The sequence below is a fragment of the Micromonospora sp. NPDC005172 genome (genome assembly GCF_040608555.1).
Classification (GTDB): domain Bacteria; phylum Actinomycetota; class Actinomycetes; order Mycobacteriales; family Micromonosporaceae; genus Micromonospora.
Genome location: NZ_JBEXIL010000001.1, coordinates 258289 through 280784, shown reverse-complemented (window position 1 = coordinate 280784; position 22496 = coordinate 258289). Strand labels below are relative to the sequence as shown.

Here is a 22496-nt window from a genome sequence, read left to right as displayed (position 1 = left end):
CGCCGAGGCGGGAGCCCGGGATGACCGCAAGCATCGGCCACGACGTGACGATCGTCGACGCCTGCACTCGCCGAGGGCGAGGTGGTAGCCCTACCGCCGTGCTGATCGACGACGGTGCGCTCAGCGACAGCGCCCGGTGCGAGATCGTCCGGCGAGCCGGCACCTCGCACGCGGCGTTCGTCGACGCCGAGGCGGAAACCACGCCCACGGTGCGGTTCTTCACCGCCAGCGGTGAGCTCACCAACTGCGGCCACGGCACCATCGCCGCGCAGGCGGTCCTGCTGCACCGCCGCCCGGCCGCAGAACGCCACGCCCGTCAGCGGACCGGTGGCCGCACCTTCGACATCACCGCGATCCACCGCGACGACGGTATCGAGGTCTGGTTCGACCAGGGCGAGGTGCAACTCCGGGACTGCACTGCGGCAGGGCTCGGCCGCATCCTCGCCGCCCTCGGCATCAGATCGAACGACGTATCCACCGACGACTTCCCGTGCGTCGCCTCACCGGGAACACCACGCCTGCTCGTGCCGGTCACGACACTGCCAACCCTGCTCTCGATGCGGCCCGACCCAGGTCGACTCGCCGCCGAGTGCCGTCGCCTCGGCTACCTCGGTTGCTTCGTCTACACGCTTTCCCCGACCGGCGACGCTGCGGCCGCGCGCATGTTCGCGCCAGCGATCGGAGTCGGCGAGGACGTCGTCAACGCCAACAGCACCGGCTGCCTTGCCGCACACCTGGTCGCGACCAACCGCCCCAGCGGCATCGAAGTCGTGCAGGGGCACACCGCCGGTCGTCCCTCGTCGGTCTTCGCCACGGCCGCCGCCACCACGGACGGCATCTCCGCCAGAGTCGGCGGAATGGCCACCATCCGATCCAGTACCAACGGCGCAGCACACTGAGAAGCCATCGGCGGCATCTTTCCTGGGAATACCACTACTGACGTTTCCGGACGCTCTATCGCCGTGAAGCGCGTGGCCCTCGTTGGTCGAGATCAGTCGCCTATCAGACTTCTCGCTGGGATAACCGATCTCGTTCGTCAAAATCCGGTCATGCGAGAATTCACTCGCCGTACCGGGGCTGTCACTGACCGACACGTCCCATGGAAACGCGGACGCGAATTCTGTTCGTCATCGGTTTGCCGAACGGGGCCACACGCATCGCGGCCACTCGACCGGGTAGTGCACCAGCGGCACGAGGATGATCATCATGACCCAGACGACAACGAACAACAGCGCCCCGACCGAACCCGTTCCCGCACGCCATTCGCTCAGCCGGCAACTCTTCTGGCTGCTTCCCGTCGCCCTCGCCTCGGTGGGAATCTGCGTGTTGCTGTTCCAGAAAGAGGCGTGGGGTGCAAATGCCGCGGCCATCATCAGCGTTCCGATCAACATCGCGGCGATCGTGGTGACGATCCTGGTCGATCGGGGCGCCTTCAAGACCCCCGCCCTCCGCAGGCCACGTGGCAAGTCGTGGAGGATGAAGGTCGCTGTCTACTTCACCGCAGGTGCCCTCGTCCTCAGTGCCGCGTACTGGTGGTTTCAACGGGAGCCCGACCCGTTCGACTACCTGTCCGGTGAGGTCCGCATCGGTTACACCGCGTTCCAGTACGAGGGCTGGCACACCGAAGGCAACGCCCGGACCGGGTTCGATGTCGCCCTGGCCAACGAGATCCAGTCGCATTTCGAGGACGCTCACCTCACGTGGGTGGACCTGGGCACCCTGGACAACCGGATCAACGCGCTACGCGGGAAGTGGCGTGCTTCTGATCGGGGTCCGCTCCAGGAGCCTGTCAAGCTCGTGATCTCCAATTTCTCCATGACTCCGGCCCGGGCCCAGGCGATCGACTTCGCCGGCCCCTACTTCGTCGACACTCAAGGCTTTCTGAGCCGGAGCGATGCCGAGAACATCGCGGAAATTCCAATCGGCAAGGTGTGTGCCATCAAGGGCTCGACCACCTTGTGGAAGCTGGAGCAGATCAACTGGAATCCGGTCGAGGCGCAATCCATTGCCGAGTGTGTCAGCAAATTCACGAGCGCCAGGGTTGATGCGGTGTCGGGTGACCGTTCGGTCCTCGCCGGATACGCGCGAGCGGTAGGCGTGCAACCACCGATCTCCCTGGGGTACGGGCAGGAGAGATACGCCGTTGGTATACCGAACAACATGCCACGGCTCTGCAGGGAAATCAGCAAGGTGATCACCGACTACCTGGATTACAGCTGGCAGGACAACTTCAAAGCCACCCTCGCACCCCTGGGCCTGCCCGAGTCGTCCCGACCGCAAGCCGTCGACCCCTGTCAACCGGCGGCACCGTGGCTGGACCGGTAGCACCACCCCGCCGTGCGCCTGCCGTCGCTGATCGACGTCAGGCGAGCACGCCGTGATCCCGTGGAGTTTTCCGCCGCCGACCACGATCGAGCATCCGTACGAGTTCCGGCAACTGCGGTCGTGCTTCCTCGGCCAGGACCGAGGTCACCGAACGCTGTCCACAGCCCGTACCCGAGCGGACCAGCGCGTGGCAGACGTGAGCTTGGCAGCGAACGCACGGCAGGTCACGGAGCTCAGGAAGCGTGCACGGCGGATCCCCGCGGAGGGCAGTTGTAGACAGCCTCGGACAGGAGCTTCAGGTGCGGCAGGTGACGTGCGGGCAGGACGAGCTGCAGGTCGGCGATGGCATTGACCCACTGAGCCTTCTGGTCCACGCTGACTCTGCCCCTGTTGGTCTCGATGAACTTCTGCGCGTCTTCGAACTGCCCGGTTGTGATGTCGTTGATCAGTTCGAGCAGATGCACGGTCACCGACACAGCGTCCGGTTCACCGCCGACCGCGGTGACCATCGCGGTCAGCCGGCCGGTGCTCAGGCCGCCATCGCCCGACGTCGCGAACTGCCCCGCGGCCTCCAGCCGCCCTACCGAGCCGAGCAACGTGGCTGGGCGATCCGCCTCGGTGGCGGCGGCGTAGTCGAAGGCGATGTCGGCGTGACCCGAAACGCCGAGATCCAGGACGGGAACGAACACACCCAGCGCCGGCTGATCAGGCACCCGTTGGACCATCCGCTCGACGTGCGCGCGGTTGGCGGCCATCTGCTCCGCCGACCAGCGCTCCCGCAGCCGGCCGAAGACGTCGCGGCTCGCCCGTAGATCGGCCGCCCAGATCAGCTCGCCGAGGTCGTCGTCGACCCGGGCGACGGCGTCCGTGGGGCGGGCCAGTGCGCCTGCGGCATCCAGGGCAGCGGCGGAAATACCCGGCCAGATCTCACCCGACGTGACGGTCTGGCCGTCGGGCCGTACGGTCGTGGCCTTCCACCGGTAGTCGAGATGAACGTCGACGTCGCCGGTCTTATCCAGCGTCGGGTGCAGCACCGCGGCGCCGTACCTCTCCACCACGTCGAGCACCGAGTCGATCGAGGCGAGGGTGACCACGAGCGGTAGCAGGTCACGCTGGGCGAGTTGCTCCAGGAGGTTGTTCAGGATGGCCAGCCCGGAGGCGAGCGCGGGCCGGCCGATCTGTGGACCGTCCAGCAGAATCACCGGGCGGTCTCCGGTGGCGGCGCCCTCCAGTTCCGCGAGCAGCGATGGTGACGCCGTCCCACCGTGCTCGGAGATGACGTAGAAGTCGCCATGCCTGGCGACGGTGTGGGGGAGCCGCAGCGACCACCGGGGCGCGGCGAGCGGGGCGGCCTCGACGACATCCAGCGCGTGCTGTGCCACCGTCGCGTCGGTGACCTGCTCAGCGGCCGCGTCGACGCCCGCGTCGCCAGCGACCGTCGGCAGCATGTCGGGAACCAACTCGGCCAGCTCGGCCACGATCGTGTCCAACGTCCGCTTCCGCTCGTACCACTCGCGCTGGGCCCGCACGTACCGGGCCCCAGCGGTGGTGTTGTGGGCGTCCGCGACCTCCTCCTCGGAGGGCCATGCGGGCACCGTCGCGGGCCCGACCTGCCCGGTGTCGCGCCGCCGCTCCACCTCCGGGTCGAGTCGTTCCAACTCCAGCTCACGGCTGACCTGCTGCCATTGCTGGAACGCCTCATGCACGGCGAGCGCGGCCGAGTTCGCCTGGGACAGCCGGGCCAGCACCGTGGCATCGTCACTGACACCGAGGTGCCGGGCGGCGTCCAGCAGATCCATCAGCACCTGCGTCGACTCGGGCAGGGTGACCTTCACCGCCGCGTAGCTGTCGCCCCAGGCGTGCGGAACCTTCGCCACGACGACGATTTCCTCGGTCCACTCGATCAGCGCGCCCGGCGGAGGCCCGTACGACAGGACGGTCTCGCTGGAGCCGCCGTGCGCCGCGCCGGCAGACGACCCCGCCGGCCCGCCACTCCACCACGCCGCCTCACCGCCCATCCGGTACGACGTCGGATCCCGCACGTCGGCGGCTCCGAACGCCTCGGCCACCCGCTCCCTGTCGGTCGGCGTCTGTCTGGGCGCCGAGTCCTGGGTGTTCGTGCCGACCTCGGCTGCGCCATCCTGCACGGCGCCGAACTGGTGGGCGCCGGCTCCGGCGACCGCGATGGAATCCACCCGGTTCGTGGCGGCGCTGACGCCGTCCATGCTGACCCGGAAGCGTCGTACGTCGCGGTAGTACGGCGGGACGACGTGTGCGAGCCGGGCGTGACCCACCCGGCTGTAGACCGTGAGAGTCAGGCGGCCCCCGGCGATGTGCGGATCCTCGATCGGGATCTCGATGGGGTTGGCGATCCGCCGACGGGTCATTCCCCACAGCGCGGTCTGTCCGAGCGCGGTGACCAGCTGATGAGCGGTGCTCCCACCGAGCCTGGTAACCCGGCCGGGGGCGCCGGCGAGGTGCAGTGCCCGCGCCGCCGCGGCCTGAGTCAGAGCCGCCCCGCGGAAATCGACCACCTGGTACTGCTCCGGAAGCGTCATCGGGGTGCGTTCCCCGGGGATCAGCACTGCCGTCCCTGCCTGCCAGCGCAGCAGTTCCGCCTGTGCGGGTGCGCGCGGCAGGGCCACGATGGTGGGATCCGGCAGCGGCCACTGCGGTGCGGCCACCGTTGTCAGGTGGCTGGCGAACTTCTCGACCTTCAGGTCATGCCCGATCCGTAGTACGCCCAACTGCTTGCCGGCGTGATAGGCGCGAAGCTCGATGGTGACCCGTTGACGTAGCTCGGCCCACGGACCGACCAGTTCGACGATGGTCAGATGCTGGTCGGTGCGGGACTCCATCTGGTTCACGCTGGTCGAGGCACCACTCAACCCGCCGACGTCGCCCGTGCCGCTCCGCTCGCCCTCTCTTCCACCCTGGCCCCCGGGCTGAAATCCGTACAGGCCGGTTCGGCTGTGGGCGACGGTGGACAGCTTGCTGTGCGTGTAGGCGCCGGCCACGTCCATCTCGTGATTTCGCTGATTCGCCAGGACCCGGTGGACCGACGGCTCGGTCACCGACCCGTCGTCATCCGACGCCAGCACCTGCACCAGCACCTGCACGTGGTCGCGGCCGACCACGCCCGGGTAGGTGAGCAGGACGGAGATGGAGCCGTCGGTGGCCGCTCCCCAGTGGCCGGCCATGAATTCGACGCTCGTCTCGTCCAACACCGCCGAGGTGTTCGTCAGGCCGGCCTCGTCGTCCTGGATGACCCGGAGCCCGTCGCCCCACTCGACGAACTGCGGGAGATGAAGCCCGCGTAGCCATCTGATGATCGTGGCGCCCAGCGGCGGGAGGTCCACGTTCCGGCCCGCACCGAGGTTGCGGGGCGGCGCCGGAAGTGGCCCCGCGGGCAGGGTGAATGGTGGTTGGAACTCGCTGTTCGCCAACAGCGGCGCCCGCAGTGCCGGTTCGCTGGCGGTAGCCGTTCGCGGCCGGTCGAGAACGCCGCTGTGTCGGGCGTTGTCCTCCATGACCATGCCGTGCGCGGCACCGCCGACGATCAGGCGGCTGGCCGCGTACCGCTTCGACGGCCCGATTGCCTGCGGGTTGATCAGCACGGCATGCACGACGAACCGGACCCGCGCCACCAGCGGCACCGCCAATCCGGCCCCGGGGTCCCACGAGTCGACGCGTTCCACTCCGGCGCTGAACGCCACCGCCTTGGCGCGGGTGCGTCGCTTGGTCACTCGCCGGACCGCCTGGCCTCCGAGGGAACTGGTGCCCACCTCCCCACTGCCGCCCACGCCGGCGGAGGCGGCGAGTTCACCCCCTGTCATACGGGACGCGCTGACACTGGTCAGACCGGTGACACTGTGCTCGCCACCGTGGTTCACCACGCCCAGAGGACCCGGGCGGGCCTGGTCGACGACCGCCTGGAGAAAGACCGCGCCGTGGACCGTCGGGCTTCCGATGATCTCGCCGAGGTCGTGCAGACGGATCGCCCGGCGGGAGATGCTGGGCAGGATGGCTGCCAACCGGTCCGGGTTGACCTGCCGATGCAGCTGCAGGTGCGACTGACTGCCCGGCGTGATGACGCCTACGCGGGTGCCCCGCTCGTACGCGCCGTCCTCGACCATCAGCCGGCGAGCTTCCACAACGGCTTGCTGGATCGCCAGCACCAGTTCCTCGGAACCGTGTACGTAGGAGACGCTGTCCCAGTCGAGGACGCGGTGGCCATCCACGTGCAGTTCGGCGACCTGGCCGGCCAGCTCCTGCGGCGTCAGCGTGAGGTCGCTGATCGCCGGCGTCGGTAGCGAAGGCTCCGTGGCCAGGTGGGCGTGGTCGACGCCCACCGTCAGATCCTTGGAGACGGTGAACGCCAGCCACTGCTGGAAGGTCCCCAGATCACCCTGGACCAGCGACCGCGTGCCGGGCGTGCTGTCCCTCGATCGGCGCCACAGGTTTCGGAGCGCGCCGGTCGCCTCGTCGAGCGCGTGCAGCTCGACGGTGAACCGGAGTTCGTCGGCGAAGAGGGCCTGCGCGTTGTCGCCCAGATCCAGCCACACCTCCTCGCTGCCGCTGCCCAGTTGAGTTCGGCGACGTCTCACGTATCGGGCGCGGACACCCGAGTGGACGACCCGGGCGGCCCGGACGTCGAGGTCCGGGCCGAGACTCGTGGACATGTCCGTGACGACACGGGTTCCGGCCTCCATGGCGTAACGTCGGCGCACCGGGGTCTGGGGAAGCTTGCGCGCCCGGTGGAGCACGCTCCGCGACGGCGGAGTCGGCTTGGGCGTCTCCGTTGCGATCTTCGCGTCCGCCGACTCCTCCACGATCGTGTCGAGGTGCTCCTCGGCAGGATCCTGGGCGGTACGGTTCTCATCCCGCACGCCGAGGTATTCCGGCTCGTCGTCCGGCCGGACCCGTTCTGCCCGGATCATCAGGGTCAGATTGAGTCGCCGACCGCTCTTCGGCAACTCCAGTCGAATCACGACCTGGCCGGCGGTGAGGCTGAGGAATTCGGCGGCGAGGCGACTCGATCCGCTTTCGACGGCGAGGCTCTCCTCGTTGACCAGGGCGTCCATCACCTGCTGGATGATCGCCTTCTTGGTTCGCGGCGCGTTCCAGTCCGGCAGCACGGCGCGTACGTCGGCGTTCTCGGGCAGCGCGAGGATCCGCCGTACCTCCCCCCCGACGCGGTCTGCGATCATCTCGGCGCCGAAGATGGTGGCTTGGCCGGTCCGTAGGCGGCCGCCCTCCCACATGTATTTCTGCAGGTGCCGGATCTCGCTACGCTCCACCATGGTCCGCAGCCGGGCGATCATCTGTGTGTCCGGTCGCTGCGCCCCCACGAGGACGCTCGGATCGGCCGCGGGCATGCGGTCCGCTGTCGCCATACCCTCGGTGACGGGGGTGGGCGTTGCGGCGGTAACCGCCCGGTACACGCCGGCGGGCACCTCTTCGAGCGCTGTGACGGTCAGCGTCTGGCTCGGGGGCGTCTTCCCACGGGTGACCCAGAAGCGGAGTCCAGCCCGGTACGTGGCCCGGGAGAGTGTCATGTCGTAGCTGGTCTCGACCAACACCGTCGGAACCGTGAGTTCCTGTCCCACCCGGGCGTTGGTCATCAGCGACGAGACGGTGGTGGCGGTGCTGGCACGGGTGAACGTCGCGGGCGCCACGTTCACCCGTGTGAAGGGAAGCCGGATTCCGATCGCCGGCCGCAGGCGTAGACCGGAGGTCGTCTCGCTGGTTCCGTTGGACTCGGCGAGGAACGTGGGCTGTTGTCGCAGTCGGGCGTCGCCGTTCGGTGTGCCGAGCAGGCGCATCGAGGTCAGGCGAGGCTTCGCGGCCAGGCCAGCGGCGGCGGCAGGCATACCGATCCACTCTCGGCTCGCCACGGTCTGCGGTGCCCGGGTGCCGATGAGCAGCCGGATCAGTTCGGACGGGGACCACTTGTCGCGGACCGCCTGCCGCGTCCTGCTGCCCGGCTCGACCACCGGTACGTCGTGCAACAGGTCGACCGCGTGCTGGGCGGCGTTGCCGTCGCCCACCACCTGCAGCGGGAACCGGTTCGACGACAACAACGCCCGGCCCCCGTCATCCAGGGTGAGCGTCGAGGCGTCCTGATCCGCGAGTTCCATCAGCGCGAATCTCCTGGTGATCCGGAACCAGTGGGGCCCCAGATCCTCGTCGACCGGCGTCGCGGTCGGCTGATCCAGCCGCAGGCGGAGAGTCACTCCGGCGGCTGTCAGGTAGGCCTCGGAGTCTCCGTACACCACCTGGTAGTCGACAGCGGTGCCCGACGTGCCGCCGCTCTGGCTGGGCCGGGCGTCGAAGACGCCGGCCGACAGCGACACGGGAACCCCCGCCACCTCGAACGGCACCGTCGCGTGCCACAGCCCACGCTGTCGAGACTGCCGGTTCCGGTCGCTGGTCACCCGGTCCCGGCGGGACTGGGTCATCTGGTTGCCCTGCTCTCGACGAACCTCGTCAGTGATCACCGGCGTGGGCACCAACTCGACCCAGACCGTTCGGTACTGCTTCCGGCGCCACCAGGATCTCCCCGCGACCTGGAGGTCGAACGCGCGGTGGGAGTGCAGGAAGGTGGCCGGCTGCTCACCCAATGCCCGCAGCAGCGGGTCGTTCTCCGTCACGCGCAGCCCGAGTCTCGTCAACGCGTCGGTGGCCGCCCTCGTCAGTCCCGTGGACCAGGCCTCCGGGTCGGCAGGCGTGGCCGGGGTGGTGAGCAACTGCGGGATGCGCGCGACGACCTTCCGGACCCTGCCCGCCGTCTCCGCGTCGACCTTCTCGACCGACGACCAGATCGGGTCGGGCCCGGGCGGTGCGCCGTCGGAGACCGTGCCCACCTGCGCGCCGACCAGGTCGCCCGGCGGGGTGGCGACCTCGCCGACGGCGGCCGGCGCTCGGGTCGGCGGTGTCGGTGTGAGGTGGGGGCGGCCCAGCGCCGGCATGTCGTCGGCGAACGCGCGAGCCGGCAGACCAGGACGCGTGCTAACCATTGTGGCCGGTCGTCGTTTCGTGCGGACCGGATCGAGTTGAGCCTGCGCGGGCCTGCGGCCCCGGTCCGGCTGCCGGCCCGGCTCGAGCGCGTCGCGCCCGGTCGGTGGGACAGTCAGCAGCGCCTCGTAAGTGGTCGGCCGGCCCTCCGGACCCAGCAGCAGCACGTGGGCGCCCGGCGTGGCCAGTGCCTGGGCCCAGGCGTCCGCGCCCACGCCCGGGGCAGCGGCGGGCCGGAGCATCGATCCGGCCACGCCGGGGTCGACGTACCGGGGCACGACCACGCCATCGCGGTCCTCGGTGACCAGCCAGAACACCCGGTCCGGCTCGTCCGGCACCCGAAACAGGGCACTCGATCCTGGCGCCCGGTGGACTGCCCGGTAGATCAGCTCGGCGTCGCCCACCGGGGTGAACGTGCCATCCAACGCGGTCGCCAGCCCGGCGGGATCGGGCCGAACGAGGAAGTCGGCGGGGATGGGCCCGTTCGCGACCCGACCGTGCAGGACAGCGAAGACGGCGAGGGCGGCGACGAGGCGGTCCGGGGCGCTCATCGTCGATGGTGTTCCCGAGGGCTCCACAGTGGCTATCCATCGTGCCAGCCGGGACACCGACGGCCCCGGGGTCGACGTCCGCGCGACAAGTGCCTCCACTCCCGCGGACCGCAGGATCTCCCAGCCGCGCTCGGAGAGACCTGCCGGGTCTTCCGGGGCTTGTGTCCGGAGCAATGGCGGTACCGAGCCGGCGGGGACCTCGACCACCCTCCCTGCGGTGTCCGGTCCGGCCAGGCCGACACCCTGCAACGTCTCCAGATGCGCGTTGAGCAGGAGCGTCAGCTCCGTCCGGGCTATCCGAACTGCCCTGCGCTCCCGGTACCGCCGCCGCGCTGGCGGACGTTGACCGTCGTCGGACGGGTGTAGTGACGTCCAGGCAGCCGGGAGGCCCCCACCCGGCGTGGTCGGTCGGATCGCCTCCCAGGCGAGGGTCGCGGCTACGCCCGCCAGCGCGTCGGACCACTCGGGCGACGGCGGCGCCACGGAATCGTCATGGGTGGTCGTAGCGGTGCTGACCGCCGCGACGGGGTACGGCGTGGCGACGTTCGTCGGCCGGGCCGCCGAATGGTCGGTGGCGAGATGATGAGCCGGTGTCACCAGGACGTACTGCGCAGTGCCCGGAGCGGCGCGGAGACCCTGGTCGTCGATCCGAACGACCCGATCGCTGTCGCTACCGGCGACCGCCGCGGCGGGCAGGCGTACGGGCAGACCGAGCGCGTCCGCACGGGCGATCACTCCGGCCAGGTCCAGACCGGCCGAGGTCGCCGCCGACGGCGCTTCCACCATCTGCGCGACGACCGCTGGCGGCTGCGCCATCAGCGCGGCCAACGCTGCGGGGGACGTGAGCACGTCCGGAGCCACGTGGACCAGGTGCACACCCGGCAGCCGCTCAGCGGCGAGGACCTCGTCCGGCACCGGACCGGAGTCCAGGCTGAGGTATTGGCCCGATGGGACCCAGGTGGTGCTGAATTCGGGACACACCATGCCTGTAGCTGCCACGACCACCTCCTGGCCGGGAGGTTAACGGCTCATCTTTTCGATCTCATGACGGAGTTCGGGCGAGGCGGACCCGGCCAGGCGGCCGCCCTGGCGATCATCGACGACGATCGCTACTATCCGACATGGCTGAATTACTGAGCGTCAATAGGTGCTGGTAGCGGGCCCCGGACGCCGGCGATCCGACGTCGCCACGAACCGGGCACGGGCCTGTGGATCGCGCCGCCTCGACGAAGGGAAGCCGGATGACCGAGAGCGCGCAGACCACCGAGAGTCGAACCGTTCCGCCCGCGCGGGCGTACCCGTTCAGTGTGCCCGACCGCCTCGTCGTCGATCCCACCTACGGCGAGCTGCGCGAGACAGAGCCGATGACCCGGGTCAAGCTCCCCTACGGCGAGGAGGCGTGGCTCGCGACCCGGTACGAGGACGTCCGTACGGTCCTCGGCGACGTGCGGTTCGGCCGGGCCCCGGCCGTCCAGCGCGACGAGCCCAGGCTCACCCAGCGCCAGCAGTACAGCGGCATGCTGACCATGGACCCGCCCGACCACACCCGGCTGCGCCGACTGGTGGCGAAGGCGTTCACGGCGCGTCGGGTGGAGGCGCTACGACCCCGGGCGCAGGAGATCGCGAACGCGCTGGTGGACGACATGGTCCAGCTCGGGCCACCGGCCGACCTGGTGGAGCACGTCGCCACGCCGCTGCCGATCCAGGTGATCTGCGAGCTGCTCGGGGTCCCGTACGCCGACCGCGACCGTTTCCACACCTGGTCGGAGGCGATCGTCTCGACCACGTCGCTGCCTTTGGAGACGATCCAGGAATACCTGAACAGTCTCTGGGGCTACATCGGTGGTCTGGTCGCCGAGCGCCGCCGCGACCCGGGGATCGACGACCTGCTCGGAGCGTTGGTGCGGGCCCGCGACGAGAATCAGGATCGGCTCAGCGAGACCGAGCTGGTGGAGTTGGCCGGAGGTCTGCTCGCGGCCGGCCACGAGACCACGGTGACCCAGATCCCCAACTTCGTCTACGTCCTGCTGCACAATCCGGACCAGCTCGCTCGGCTGCGGGCCGATCCGTCGCTGGTCCCGGCCGCGGTCGAGGAGTTGTTGCGGTACGTGCCGCTCGGTGTCGGTTCGTCCTTCGCCCGGTACGCCAAGGAGGACGTCGAGGTCGGCGGGGTGCTGGTCAAGGCCGGTGAGCCGGTTCTCGGCTCACTGTCCTCGGCGAATCGGGACAGCACCGTCTTCGCCGACCCGGACCGCTTGGATTTCGGCCGCGAGCACAATCCGCACCTGGGCTTCGGGCACGGCGTACACCACTGCGTCGGCGCGCAGCTGGCCCGCATGGAGTTGCAGGTCGCCGTCGCCACCCTCGTGACCCGTCTGCCCGGACTGCGGCTCGCCGTACCGGAGGCCGAGCTGGAGTGGAAGCGCGGCATGTTGGTGCGGGGTCTGCTCGGCATGCCGGTGGCGTGGTGAGCACCGCCTGGCGGATCGGGGTGGACGCGGGTCGCTGCATCGGCACGAGCATCTGCGCCGGTACCGCGCCCGAGTACTTCCGCCTGGTCGGTGGCCTGTCCGCGCCGTTGGCCGACGTCGTCGACCCGGCCGAGGTCGTCCTCGACGCGGCCGACTCGTGCCCGGTGGAGGCGATCACGGTCCGCGACGCCACCGACGACCGGCTGCTCGCGCCGGGGGAGTGACCCGAGATCGATCGTGGCAGGAGCGGGGCCTCGGCGCAGGCGTTGGCATTGCCGCAGGTGCCGCCTATGGTGGGGACATGTCCCTCGTGACGTTCCGCTCTCCTGCCGTCACCGGTGTGGCGGCAATCGCGGCTGCCCACGAGGCGACGGCGGCGTTGCCGATGGTGGGGTTGCGGGTGCCCGTTGTCCGGGTGCACATCACGCCCACGTCCCGGCTGTCGAGCCCGGCGCGTACCGGCCGAGGCCCCCCGCGGAATCGTTGCAGCACGAAACGACCGCCAGGGCGAAGCTTCCAAGCTTCGGCCCTTTTCTTTTTCCCCGAAGGCAGAGGTAGACCATGAGCGTCGATCATCGAACTGTGAACCAGGGCTGGCTGGCTGATCTACGAGCCTCCCTGGCCGAAGACTTTGCCACGCAGACGGCTCGGCTGCGGGAACTGACCGAGCTCAACGCGGACACCGGCGACCCGAGCGAGGCCCACAACCGGGCCGCACTGCTGATGGCCACCCGCCGCAACATCGAGCAGATCACCGCCGCGCTGAGCCGCATCAGCGACGGCACCTACGGTGCCTGCACGAAGTGTCGCCAGAACATCCCTGCTGAGCGGCTCGAAATCCTCCCGCACGCGCAGTACTGCGTGTCCTGCCAAGCGAAGCAGAACGGCTGACCTGCGGTGGGGCTGCCGTGCCGCGCCGGGCACGGCAGCCCCACCGGGCCGTCACGCAGGAGCTGACTCCGCCACGGTGACGACGTCGAGGATTCCCAGGAATCCGGCAAGGGTCACGGCCTCGGAGCGGGTCAGGGTCAGGGAGCAGGTGGCGTCCGGGTCGTCAGGTGACTCGTACACGAGATCTCGCCGGCCGCCCGGATGGTGCGTGACCACGCCCACGCGGCGGCCGTCGGCGGTGGTGAACATGCGGCGTACCCCGATGCCGGGCAGCGGGGTCAGTTCGACAATCATGGGTACTCCAGCGAGCAGGACGGCACATTCGCGCAGCGGGCACGGTGACAGCGCGGCCGGCCATGGCGGCTGGCCGGGCGGCACCAGAAGGACCGGCGCGTGCCGAGGCGAGTGGATCAGGCGAGGCCCAGCGCACGGCGCGGGGGAGCACGATCCGCAGACCAGGCGGGCACACAACCGGGGGTCGCCCGCCGTGCGGAACGGAACACGATGCACAGCCCGATCGACCGGGTAGCCGAGAGCACCAGTACGAGCACGGCGAGCAGCAGCATCGTCGGCAGCGGCGCCCGCTCGCCGACGCGGCGAGGGCTGCGTCGATCGTGCATGCCCAAACCATAGCCGTCGCCCAGAGTGTGGACCACGTCCGTGAACCAGCGACGGCGCTCTACACTCCACCCTCGTGCCGACCACGACGACGACGCCGACCAGGTGCCCGGCCTGTGCTGGCGAGCTGGTCCTGCTGGATGCGCTGACGCAGGCCTGGTGCCCTGCGTGTCTCTGGAACCTGGACGTGTACGACCCCGCCCTGTCTCCGTGGCGCGGCACGACGGTTGTCGGACGGTGGGGGTTCCGGCGCGGGCTGGAGGTGGACCGGGCGACGCAGCGGGACCTGCTGGCCGACCCGGACGCGCGCCCGACTGGGACGTCGCCGGGTGAGGCCTGGCTGTTGGCGGTCTCCGTGGCGCTGGGCCTGCTGGGCGTGGCGGCGGTGGGCTACCTCGTCTGGCTCGTCGTGGCGAGCGGCCTGCCGCCGGGGGTGCGGCTGGCTCTGGCGGTCCCCGCTGTGCTCGTCCTGCTGCTGGTCAAGCCGTCGTTCGGGCGGGTGCCCAGGCACGGCGTGATCGCCGAGGGCGACGCCCCGCAGTTGCACCGTCTGGTCCGGGAGGTCGCGGATGCCGCCGGCACACCGGTTCCCGACGTGATCTGTGCGGACTTCGGCATCAACGCCGGTGTGGCGCGGCTGGGCTGGCGCCAGCGGTCGGTGCTCGTGATCGGGATTCCCCTGTGGGTGATGCTGTCGCGGCCGGCCCGGCTTGCGCTTCTGGCCCACGAACTGGGTCACCTCGCCAACGGCGATCCACTGCGGGTACGCAGGACCCTGCTGGCGAGAACGTTCGGTGCCCGGGCGGTAGCCGCGACCGGCGGGCGGAACCCGTGGCGGCGGGCCATTCACTCGACCGAATCGCTGGCCGTGGAGGGAGGCGCCGGCGTCGTCCTCTTCGGGATGATCGTCCATGGGATCGTCGCCCTGGTGAACGTCGCCGGCGCGACCGCGCAGCTGCTCGTCGACAGCGTGGCGATGCCCGACAGCCGCCGCGCCGAATATCGGGCCGATCTGGTGGCCCGCCGCGTCGCCGGCAGCGCGGCCTTCCTCCGGTCCTGCGAGACGGTCCTGGTCGCCGACCGCATCTGGCAGGACCTGTGGCATCTCGCGCCGCGCATCGACGCCGAGCAACTGGAGGCCATGGCCGCCGAGGCCCAGCAGCGCCTGGCTCCTGAGGTGCCGCTGGCCCGCCAGGTCAGCCGGCGAACCACCGATCTGTGGAGCACCCACCCCGGCGAAGACCAGCGGATGCGGCTGATCGAGGCTCTGCCCGAGGTTGACGGGGCCCTCGGTGTCGACGACATCCGTTGGCCGGAGGTCGACGCCGAACTCGCGCCCTGGCGGCGTACCGCACACAACGTCCTGCTGGGCACCCGGGACCGGTTCTGACGAGCACGCGTCACCAGGGCAGGCCCGGACGGCCCGCGCCGAGCCTGTCGTAACTACCCGGTCCGCAGCACGGCGAAGCGGAAGCCGACGCCGCGCATCGTGACGATCCAGTCGTCGTGGCCGAGTTTGCGTCGGAGGCTGCCGACGTGTGTGTCGACCGTGCGACTGCGCCGGTTCCACGGGTCGGCCCAGACCCGGGCCATGATCTCGTCGCGGGGAACGACCGTGCCGGCCCGGGCGACCAGAAGTTGCAGCAGATCGAACTCCTTGCCGGTCAGACCGAGGTCGCGGTCGCCGATGCGTGCCTGCCGGGTCACCGGGTCGAGACGCAGCCGCTGATCGGGAACGGTGAGCGGAACCGGTCCGGCTCCGCTCATACTGGCGCTGGCGCGGCGGACGATGGCCTCCACCCGCGCGACCAGCTCGCGGAATCCGTACGGCTTGTCGATGCAGTCGTCGGCGCCCGCCCGCAGCGCCCCGACCCGGGTGGCCTCGGTGCGATCGCTGCTCAGCGCCAGCATGGGCACATCGCTGGCGGCTCGGATGTCCGCGCACAGCCGCAGGCCGTCCCGGTCCGGCAGGTCGAGGTCGAGCACGACGACGTCGGCCCGGCGCGAATCTCGTACGGTTTCGGTGCCGGTCGTGACGCGGTGCACGTCATACCCCTGCCGGCGCAGGCTGTGGGCCATGCCGGGGGCCTCGGCCCGCTCGGCGAGAAGCACCCGCATGCTCGCTCCCTTGCCTCGTCGTGCGGTGTCGTTCCGGGGAAATAGTGTCACCGCAGCTTCGGGCCAACACATACTTTGCAAAGGTCTGACACAGATTTGGGCCGGAACTTCTCCGCCTTGACGGGCTACCCGTGGGTGAGCATTATGGAGAGTACCGCCAACCCTTTCCGACGCAATCATGCGCGCTTCGGCTGCGCCCGTAAATTGCTCGATGCAGAGACGCGGAATTCCCTGAGAAAGGACTGTGCCGATGCTGCGCAAGATTCTTGTCGCGAATCGCGGTGAGATCGCCGTCCGGGTGCTGCGGGCCTGCCGGGACGCCGGCCGTACGGGGGTCGCCGTCTACGCCGACCCCGACCGCGACGCTCCGCACGTGCGCTGCGCCGACGAGGCGTACGTGCTGCGCGGGGACGTCCCGGCCACCACCTATCTCGACGCCGACAAGATCCTCGCCGTCGCGCGGGAGTGCGACGCCGACGCCGTCCATCCCGGATACGGGTTCCTGTCCGAGAACGCGGACTTCGCCCAGGCCGTGGTGGACGCCGGGCTGACCTGGATCGGCCCACCGCCCGAGGCGATTCGCCGGCTCGGCGACAAGGTGACCGCGCGGCAGGTCGCGCAACAGGTCGGGGCCCCGCTGGTGGCGGGCACCCCAGGCCCGGTGACCGGCGTCGACGACGTGCTGCGGTTCGCCACCGAGCACGGGCTGCCGATCGCGGTGAAGGCGGCCTTCGGCGGCGGCGGTCGTGGCCTCAAGGTGGCGCACACGCTGGACGAGGTACCCGAGCTGTACGAGTCGGCGGTTCGTGAGGCAGTCGTCGCGTTCGGGCGCGGAGAGTGCTTCGTCGAACGTTATCTGCCCCGGCCCCGGCACGTGGAGACCCAGTGTCTGGCCGACCGGCACGGCGGCGTGGTCGTGGTGTCCACCCGGGACTGCTCGCTGCAGCGACGGCACCAGAAGCTGGTCGAGGAGGCGCCGGCGCCGTTCCTCTCCGACGCGCAGGTCACGCAGCTCCGGGAGTCGTCGAAGGCGATCCTGCGCGAGGCCGGCTACGTCGGCGCGGGCACCGTGGAGTTCCTCGTCGGCGCCGACGGCGCCGTCTCGTTCCTCGAGGTCAACACACGGCTGCAGGTGGAGCATCCGGTGACCGAGGAGGTGACCGGCATCGACCTGGTCCGGGAGCAACTGCGGATCGCCGAGGGGGAGACCCTCGGCTACGACGACCCGGTCCCGCACGGGCACGCCATGGAGTTCCGGATCAACGGCGAGGACGCGGGCCGCAACTTCCTGCCCGCGCCGGGCACGATCACCCGGTTCGCGCCGCCTTCCGGGCCCGGCGTGCGTCTGGACAGCGGGGTGGAGACCGGCACCGTGATCGGGCCGGCCTGGGACTCGCTGCTGGCCAAGCTGATCGTCACCGGGCGCACGCGCGCCGAGGTGCTGCAGCGGGCGGCGCGAGCGCTCGCCGAGTTCGAGGTGACGGGCCTGCCCACGGTCATCCCGTTCCATCGTCGGGTCGTCGCCGACCCGGCCTTCGCCCCCGAACTGACCGGCTCCGACCGGCCGTTCACCGTGCACACCCGGTGGATCGAGACGGATTTCGCGAACGACATCCCGCCGTACGCGGGCGGCGTCGAGGCCGCCGAGCCGCCGGACCGCGAGACGGTGGTGGTCGAGGTGGAGGGCCGGCGGCTGGAGGTGACGCTGCCGGCGGCACCGGTCGGCGCCGCGGCGCCGGTCGCGGCCGGGGCGGTCCGGGTGCGGCGAGGCCAGGACCGCCCCGCGAGCCGGGCCGGGTCCGGCGACGCGGTGACCGCGCCCATGCAGGGCACGGTCGTCAAGGTCGCGGTGGCCGACGGCCAGGCCGTCACGCCGGGGGAGGTACTGGTCGTCCTCGAGGCGATGAAGATGGAACAGCCGGTGACCGCGCACCGGGCCGGGGTCGTACGCGATCTGCGGGCCACCGTCGGGGACGCGATCGCGACCGGCGCCGCGATTTGCCGCGTCGTGGACTGAGCGGTCCGGGGCAGTTTGCATTCGCCGACGCGACCTTGCAGTTATCTGCACATGTTCCCGTTGACCCACGCGGTCGGTCTGGCGACGATGAAATGGCGTCACGAATAGTCGCTCTCACCATTCTTGCCCGATATTCATCAACCGATGAGGGAGCATGCATGGATCCCGAAGTAATTGTCGTGGGTGCCGGTCCCGCGGGGCTGATGCTGGCCGGGGAACTGCGGCTGGCCGGGGTCCCCGTGACCGTCCTCGAACGGCTCGCGGCGCGCACCGGGGAGTCCCGAGGGCTCGGGTTCACCGCACGCACGATGGAGGTGTTCGACCAGCGCGGCCTGCTGAGCCGCTTCGGCGACGTCGACATCAGCAACCAGGGCCACTTCGGCGGCCTGCCGATCGACTTCGGGCTGCTCGACGGCGCGCACCAGGCTGCCAAGACCGTGCCGCAGTCGCACACCGAGAGCGTGCTCGATGAGTGGGCCGTCGGGCTCGGGGCGGACATCCGCCGAGGTTGGGAGGTCACCGCGATCGCCGACGAGGGCGACGTGGTGACGGCCCAGGTCCGCGGACCCGACGGGGAGCAGCGGCTGAGCGCGCGCTACCTGGTGGGCTGCGACGGCGGCCGCAGCACGGTCCGTAAGGCGGCCGGGTTCGACTTCCCCGGCACGCCCGCCACGATGGAGATGTTCCTGGCGGACGTCAAGGGCCTCGACCTTGCCCCGCGCATGATCGGTGAGACGCTCCCGGGTGGGATGGTGATGGTCGGCCCGCTGCCCGGCGGCGTCACCCGGCTGATCGTCTGCGAGCGCGGCGCGCCTCCGCAGCGGCGTACCGCCCCGCCCGAGTACGACGAGGTCGCCTCCGCCTGGAAACGGCTGACCGGCGACGACATCTCGCACGGCGAACCGGTGTGGGTCAGCGCGTTCGGCGACGCCACCAGGCAGGTCACGCGTTACCGCAAGGGTCGGGTCCTGCTGGCCGGCGACGCCGCGCACATCCACCTGCCGGCTGGTGGCCAGGGTATGAACGCCAGCATCCAGGACACGGTGAACCTGGGCTGGAAACTGGCCGCGGTGGTCCGCGGCCGCGCGCCCGAACGCCTGCTGGACACCTACCACGACGAGCGGCACCCGGTGGGTCGACGGCTGTTGATGAACACCAGGGCCCAGGGCCTGCTGTTCCTCAGCGGCCCCGAGGTCCAACCGCTGCGCGATGTCATCACCGAGCTCATCAGGTACCCGGAGGTCAGCCGGCATCTGGCCGGCATGGTCAGCGGCCTCGAGATCCGGTACGACGTCGGTGGCGGCACCAACCCGTTGCTCGGCGCACGGATGCCGCACGTGGCGCTCGTCGGCGACGTGGCCAGCAGCACCGCAGCGTTGCACGGAGGCCGGGGCGTGCTGCTGGACACCGAGGACAACGCCGCTCTGCGCCGCCGGGCCGCAGGCTGGCGGGACCGGGTCGACATCGTCACCGCGACCCCTGCCGGGGAGGCCGACATCCGGCGGCTCGCCGGCAGTACGGCGGTGCTGGTCCGGCCGGACGGCTACGTCGCCTGGGCCGCGCCCGGCAGCCACAGTGACCTGCCGGCGGCCCTGGACCGCTGGTTCGGCCCGTCGCGATGACCCGCCACGGCATCGCCGGCAGTCATCAGGAACAGCCAGGAGGAGACATGTACAGCACGCTCATCGTCGCCCGGATGGACCCGGGCAGCTCCGACGCCGTCGCCGAGGCGCTCGGCGCGTTCGACCGCACCGAGATGCCGCATCTGATGGGTACCCGGCGACGGCAGCTGTTCACCTACCGCGGGCTCTACTTCCACCTCCAGGACTTCGCGTCCGAGGAGGGCGACCGGCGGATCGAGGAGGCCAAGACGGACCCCCGGTTCGTCGCGATCAGCACCGACCTCAAGCCGTACATCCAGGCCTTCGACCCGGCCACCTGGCGCTCGCCGGCCGACGCGATGGCCACGCGCTTCTACCGGTGGGAGGCCTCGGCATGAGCCAGCGGCGTGTGGTGATCACCGGCATCGGCGTGCTCGCGCCCGGTGGCCTCGGCGCGAAGAACTTCTGGAGCCTGCTCAGTGAGGGCCGTACGGCCACCCGCGGCATCACGTCCTTCGACCCGGCGCCCTTCCGGTCCCGGGTCGCGGCCGAGATCGACTTCGATCCGGAGGCGCACGGCCTGAGCCCGCAGCAGATCCGCCGCATGGACCGCGCCGCCCAACTGGCCGTGGTGGCCGCGCGGGAGGCCGTCACGGACAGCGGGCTGGAACTGTCCGAACTCGACCCGCACCGCATCGGCGTCACCGTGGGCAGCGCGGTCGGGGCCACGATGGGACTCGACCAGGAGTACCGGGTGGTCAGCGACGGCGGACGGCTGGATCTCGTCGAGCACGAGTACGCGGTGCCGCACCTCTACAACTACTTCGTGCCCAGCTCGTTCGCCGCCGAGGTGGCCTGGTCGGTGGGCGCCGAGGGACCGGGCACGGTGGTGTCCACCGGCTGCACGTCCGGACTGGACGCGGTCGCCTACGCGGTCGAGTTGATCCGGGAGGGCTCCGCCGACGTCATGATCGCCGGGGCGACCGATGCGCCGATCTCACCGATCACGCTCGCCTGCTTCGACGCGATCAAAGCCACGACACCGCGCAACGACGACCCGGAGCACGCGTCCCGCCCGTTCGACGGCACTCGTAACGGGTTCGTGCTCGGCGAGGGCTCGGCGATCTTCGTACTGGAGGAGCTGAGCAGTGCCCGGCGACGGCGGGCGCACCTCTACGCCGAGATCGCCGGCTACGCCTCGCGGTGCAACGCGTTCCACATGACCGGCCTGCGGCCCGACGGCGCCGAGATGGCCGAGGCGATCCGGGTGGCGCTCGACGAGGCGCGGCTGGACGCCACTGCCGTCGACTACGTCAACGCGCACGGCTCCGGCACCAAACAGAACGACCGGCACGAGACTGCCGCCTTCAAGTGCAGCCTGGGCGACCACGCGTACCGGACGCCGGTCAGCTCGATCAAGTCGATGGTCGGCCATTCGCTGGGCGCCATCGGTTCCATCGAGATCGCCGCATCGGCCCTGGCCATGGAGCACAGCGTCGTCCCGCCCACGGCCAACCTGCGCACCCCCGACCCGGAATGCGACCTCGACTACGTGCCCGTGACCGCCCGCGACCAGCGCATCGACACCGTCCTGACCGTCGGCAGCGGCTTCGGCGGCTTCCAGACCGCGATGGTGCTCACCAGGCCGGATCGGGGGCGGGCATGAGTGCGACCGCGGTGATCACCGGCCTCGGCGTCGCCGCGCCCACCGGTCTGGGCGCCGAGCGGCACTGGGACGCCACCCTGCGGGGCGAGAACGCGATCAGCACCATCGAACGGTTCGACGCACGCCGCTACCCGACCCGGCTCGCCGGCCAGATCACCGGCTACACCGCCGAGGAGCACCTGCCCAGCCGGCTGCTGCCGCAGACCGACCGGATGACCCGGATCGCCCTCACCGCCACGGACTGGGCGCTCGCCGACGCCGGCGTCCGCCCGGAGGAGTTCGACGACTATGACATGGGTGTGGTGACGGCCAGCTCGGCCGGCGGCTTCGAGTTCGGTCAGAACGAACTGCGGAAGCTGTGGAGCAAGGGCAGCCAGCACGTCAGCGCGTACCAGTCCTTTGCCTGGTTCTATGCCGTCAACAGTGGCCAGATCTCGATCCGCAACGGCATGAAGGGCCCCAGCGGCGTGGTCGTGAGCGACCAGGCGGGCGGGCTGGACGCGCTGGCCCACGCCCGCCGGCAGATTCGCCGCGGCACCCCGGTCCTGGTCACCGGCAGCATCGACGCCTCGGTGTGCCCGTGGGGGTGGGTGGCCCAGATCGCCGGTGGCCGCCTGAGCACCGAGCCTGATCCCGACCGCGCCTACCGGCCGTTCGACGCGGACGCGTGCGGGCAGGTGCCCGGCGAGGGTGGTGCCGTGCTGATTCTCGAGGACCTCGGCGCGGCCCGGCGGCGCGGTGCTCGGATCTACGGCGAGATCGCCGGGTACGGTGCCGCGCTCGATCCGCCGCCGGGCAGCGGTCGCGGGCCGAACCTGCGCCACGCGATCGACCTCGCCCTGGCCGACGCCGGGGCCGCTCCCGCCGACATCGACGTGGTCTTCGCCGACGCCTCCGGACTGCCGGCCGAGGATCGCGCCGAGGCGGACGCGATCACCGCCGTCTTCGGCCCCCGGGGTGTCCCGGTCACCGTCCCCAAGACCATGACCGGGCGGCTCAACTCCGGCGCGGCACCGCTCGACCTGGCGACGGCCGTGCTCGCCATCGCCGAGGGCCGGATTCCGCCCACGATCAACGTCACGCCGGCCACGGAGTACCGGCTCGATCTGGTCATCGGGGAACCGCGTCCGGCGCTGGTGCGTGCCGCCCTGGTGCTCGCCCGCGGCCACGGCGGCTTCAACGCCGCGATGGTCGTCCGGGCCGTCGCTTCCTGATCTTCTT

General features: G+C 70.6%; 15 protein-coding genes. 11 read left to right on the top strand and 4 right to left on the bottom strand.

Annotated features, from left to right (window positions below):
- Nucleotides 1–20 precede the first annotated feature (20 nt).
- Together ABZV06_RS00995 and ABZV06_RS00990 are read left to right on the top strand one after the other, a co-directional pair.
- On the top strand, nucleotides 21–899 hold the full coding sequence (locus ABZV06_RS00995) for a PhzF family phenazine biosynthesis isomerase (RefSeq protein WP_355617542.1): 879 nt from the start codon (nucleotides 21–23) through the stop codon (nucleotides 897–899).
- Between the two features lie 307 nt (nucleotides 900–1206).
- Complete coding sequence (locus ABZV06_RS00990) at nucleotides 1207–2325, top strand: transporter substrate-binding domain-containing protein (protein WP_355235976.1); 1119 nt, start codon at nucleotides 1207–1209, stop codon at nucleotides 2323–2325.
- 233 nt (nucleotides 2326–2558) lie between these two features.
- Here ABZV06_RS00990 and ABZV06_RS00985 read toward each other — a convergent pair whose 3' ends face one another.
- Nucleotides 2559–10892, bottom strand: coding sequence for a hypothetical protein (locus tag ABZV06_RS00985; protein ID WP_355617539.1), 8334 nt, complete (start codon nucleotides 10890–10892; stop codon nucleotides 2559–2561).
- 242 nt (nucleotides 10893–11134) lie between these two features.
- Here ABZV06_RS00985 and ABZV06_RS00980 point away from each other — a divergent pair, with 242 nt between their 5' ends.
- From ABZV06_RS00980 to ABZV06_RS00970, 3 genes are all read left to right on the top strand, one after another.
- Nucleotides 11135–12364 carry a cytochrome P450 gene (locus tag ABZV06_RS00980; protein ID WP_355235982.1) on the top strand — a complete coding sequence of 410 codons (1230 nt, stop codon included), beginning with the start codon at nucleotides 11135–11137 and terminating at the stop codon, nucleotides 12362–12364.
- Nucleotides 12361–12588 (top strand): ferredoxin, encoded by a 228-nt coding sequence (locus ABZV06_RS00975; RefSeq protein ID WP_355235985.1) that lies wholly within the window; start codon nucleotides 12361–12363, stop codon nucleotides 12586–12588. The genes ABZV06_RS00980 and ABZV06_RS00975 overlap by 4 nt, the downstream gene beginning before the upstream one ends.
- Before the next feature lie 337 nt (nucleotides 12589–12925).
- Nucleotides 12926–13255, top strand: a complete 330-nt coding sequence (locus ABZV06_RS00970) for a TraR/DksA C4-type zinc finger protein (RefSeq protein ID WP_355235988.1) — start codon at nucleotides 12926–12928, stop codon at nucleotides 13253–13255.
- Between the two features lie 51 nt (nucleotides 13256–13306).
- Here the strand turns inward: ABZV06_RS00970 and ABZV06_RS00965 are convergent, their stop codons facing one another.
- Together ABZV06_RS00965 and ABZV06_RS00960 are read right to left on the bottom strand one after the other, a co-directional pair.
- Nucleotides 13307–13549: a potassium transporter TrkA gene (locus ABZV06_RS00965; RefSeq protein WP_355617536.1), complete on the bottom strand. Its 243-nt coding sequence runs from the start codon at nucleotides 13547–13549 to the stop codon at nucleotides 13307–13309.
- Between the two features lie 116 nt (nucleotides 13550–13665).
- On the bottom strand, nucleotides 13666–13875 hold the full coding sequence (locus ABZV06_RS00960; RefSeq protein WP_355235993.1) for a hypothetical protein: 210 nt from the start codon (nucleotides 13873–13875) through the stop codon (nucleotides 13666–13668).
- Nucleotides 13876–13949: 74 nt separating this feature from the next.
- Here ABZV06_RS00960 and ABZV06_RS00955 point away from each other — a divergent pair, with 74 nt between their 5' ends.
- Nucleotides 13950–15263 carry a M48 family metallopeptidase gene (locus ABZV06_RS00955; RefSeq protein WP_355235996.1) on the top strand — a complete coding sequence of 438 codons (1314 nt, stop codon included), beginning with the start codon at nucleotides 13950–13952 and terminating at the stop codon, nucleotides 15261–15263.
- A 53-nt stretch (nucleotides 15264–15316) separates the two neighbouring features.
- On the opposite strand, the gene ABZV06_RS00950 is transcribed toward ABZV06_RS00955, so the two are convergent.
- Entirely contained in the window at nucleotides 15317–15991 is a 675-nt protein-coding gene (locus ABZV06_RS00950; RefSeq protein WP_355235999.1) for a response regulator transcription factor, read from the bottom strand.
- Between the two features lie 253 nt (nucleotides 15992–16244).
- Here ABZV06_RS00950 and ABZV06_RS00945 point away from each other — a divergent pair, with 253 nt between their 5' ends.
- From ABZV06_RS00945 to ABZV06_RS00925, 5 genes are all read left to right on the top strand, one after another.
- The gene (locus ABZV06_RS00945) at nucleotides 16245–18008 is read left to right on the top strand and encodes a biotin carboxylase N-terminal domain-containing protein (RefSeq protein ID WP_355617658.1); all 1764 of its coding nucleotides are present in this window, start codon (nucleotides 16245–16247) and stop codon (nucleotides 18006–18008) included.
- Nucleotides 18009–18166: 158 nt separating this feature from the next.
- Complete coding sequence (locus tag ABZV06_RS00940) at nucleotides 18167–19630, top strand: FAD-dependent monooxygenase (protein WP_355617533.1); 1464 nt, start codon at nucleotides 18167–18169, stop codon at nucleotides 19628–19630.
- A gap of 47 nt (nucleotides 19631–19677) precedes the next feature.
- Nucleotides 19678–20007 carry a TcmI family type II polyketide cyclase gene (locus tag ABZV06_RS00935; RefSeq protein WP_355617530.1) on the top strand — a complete coding sequence of 110 codons (330 nt, stop codon included), beginning with the start codon at nucleotides 19678–19680 and terminating at the stop codon, nucleotides 20005–20007.
- Nucleotides 20004–21275 carry a beta-ketoacyl-[acyl-carrier-protein] synthase family protein gene (locus ABZV06_RS00930; protein ID WP_355617527.1) on the top strand — a complete coding sequence of 424 codons (1272 nt, stop codon included), beginning with the start codon at nucleotides 20004–20006 and terminating at the stop codon, nucleotides 21273–21275. Before ABZV06_RS00935 ends, ABZV06_RS00930 begins: the two co-directional genes overlap by 4 nt.
- Nucleotides 21272–22489 (top strand): ketosynthase chain-length factor, encoded by a 1218-nt coding sequence (locus ABZV06_RS00925; RefSeq protein WP_355236011.1) that lies wholly within the window; start codon nucleotides 21272–21274, stop codon nucleotides 22487–22489. The genes ABZV06_RS00930 and ABZV06_RS00925 overlap by 4 nt, the downstream gene beginning before the upstream one ends.
- The last annotated feature ends 7 nt before the right edge of the window (nucleotides 22490–22496 follow it).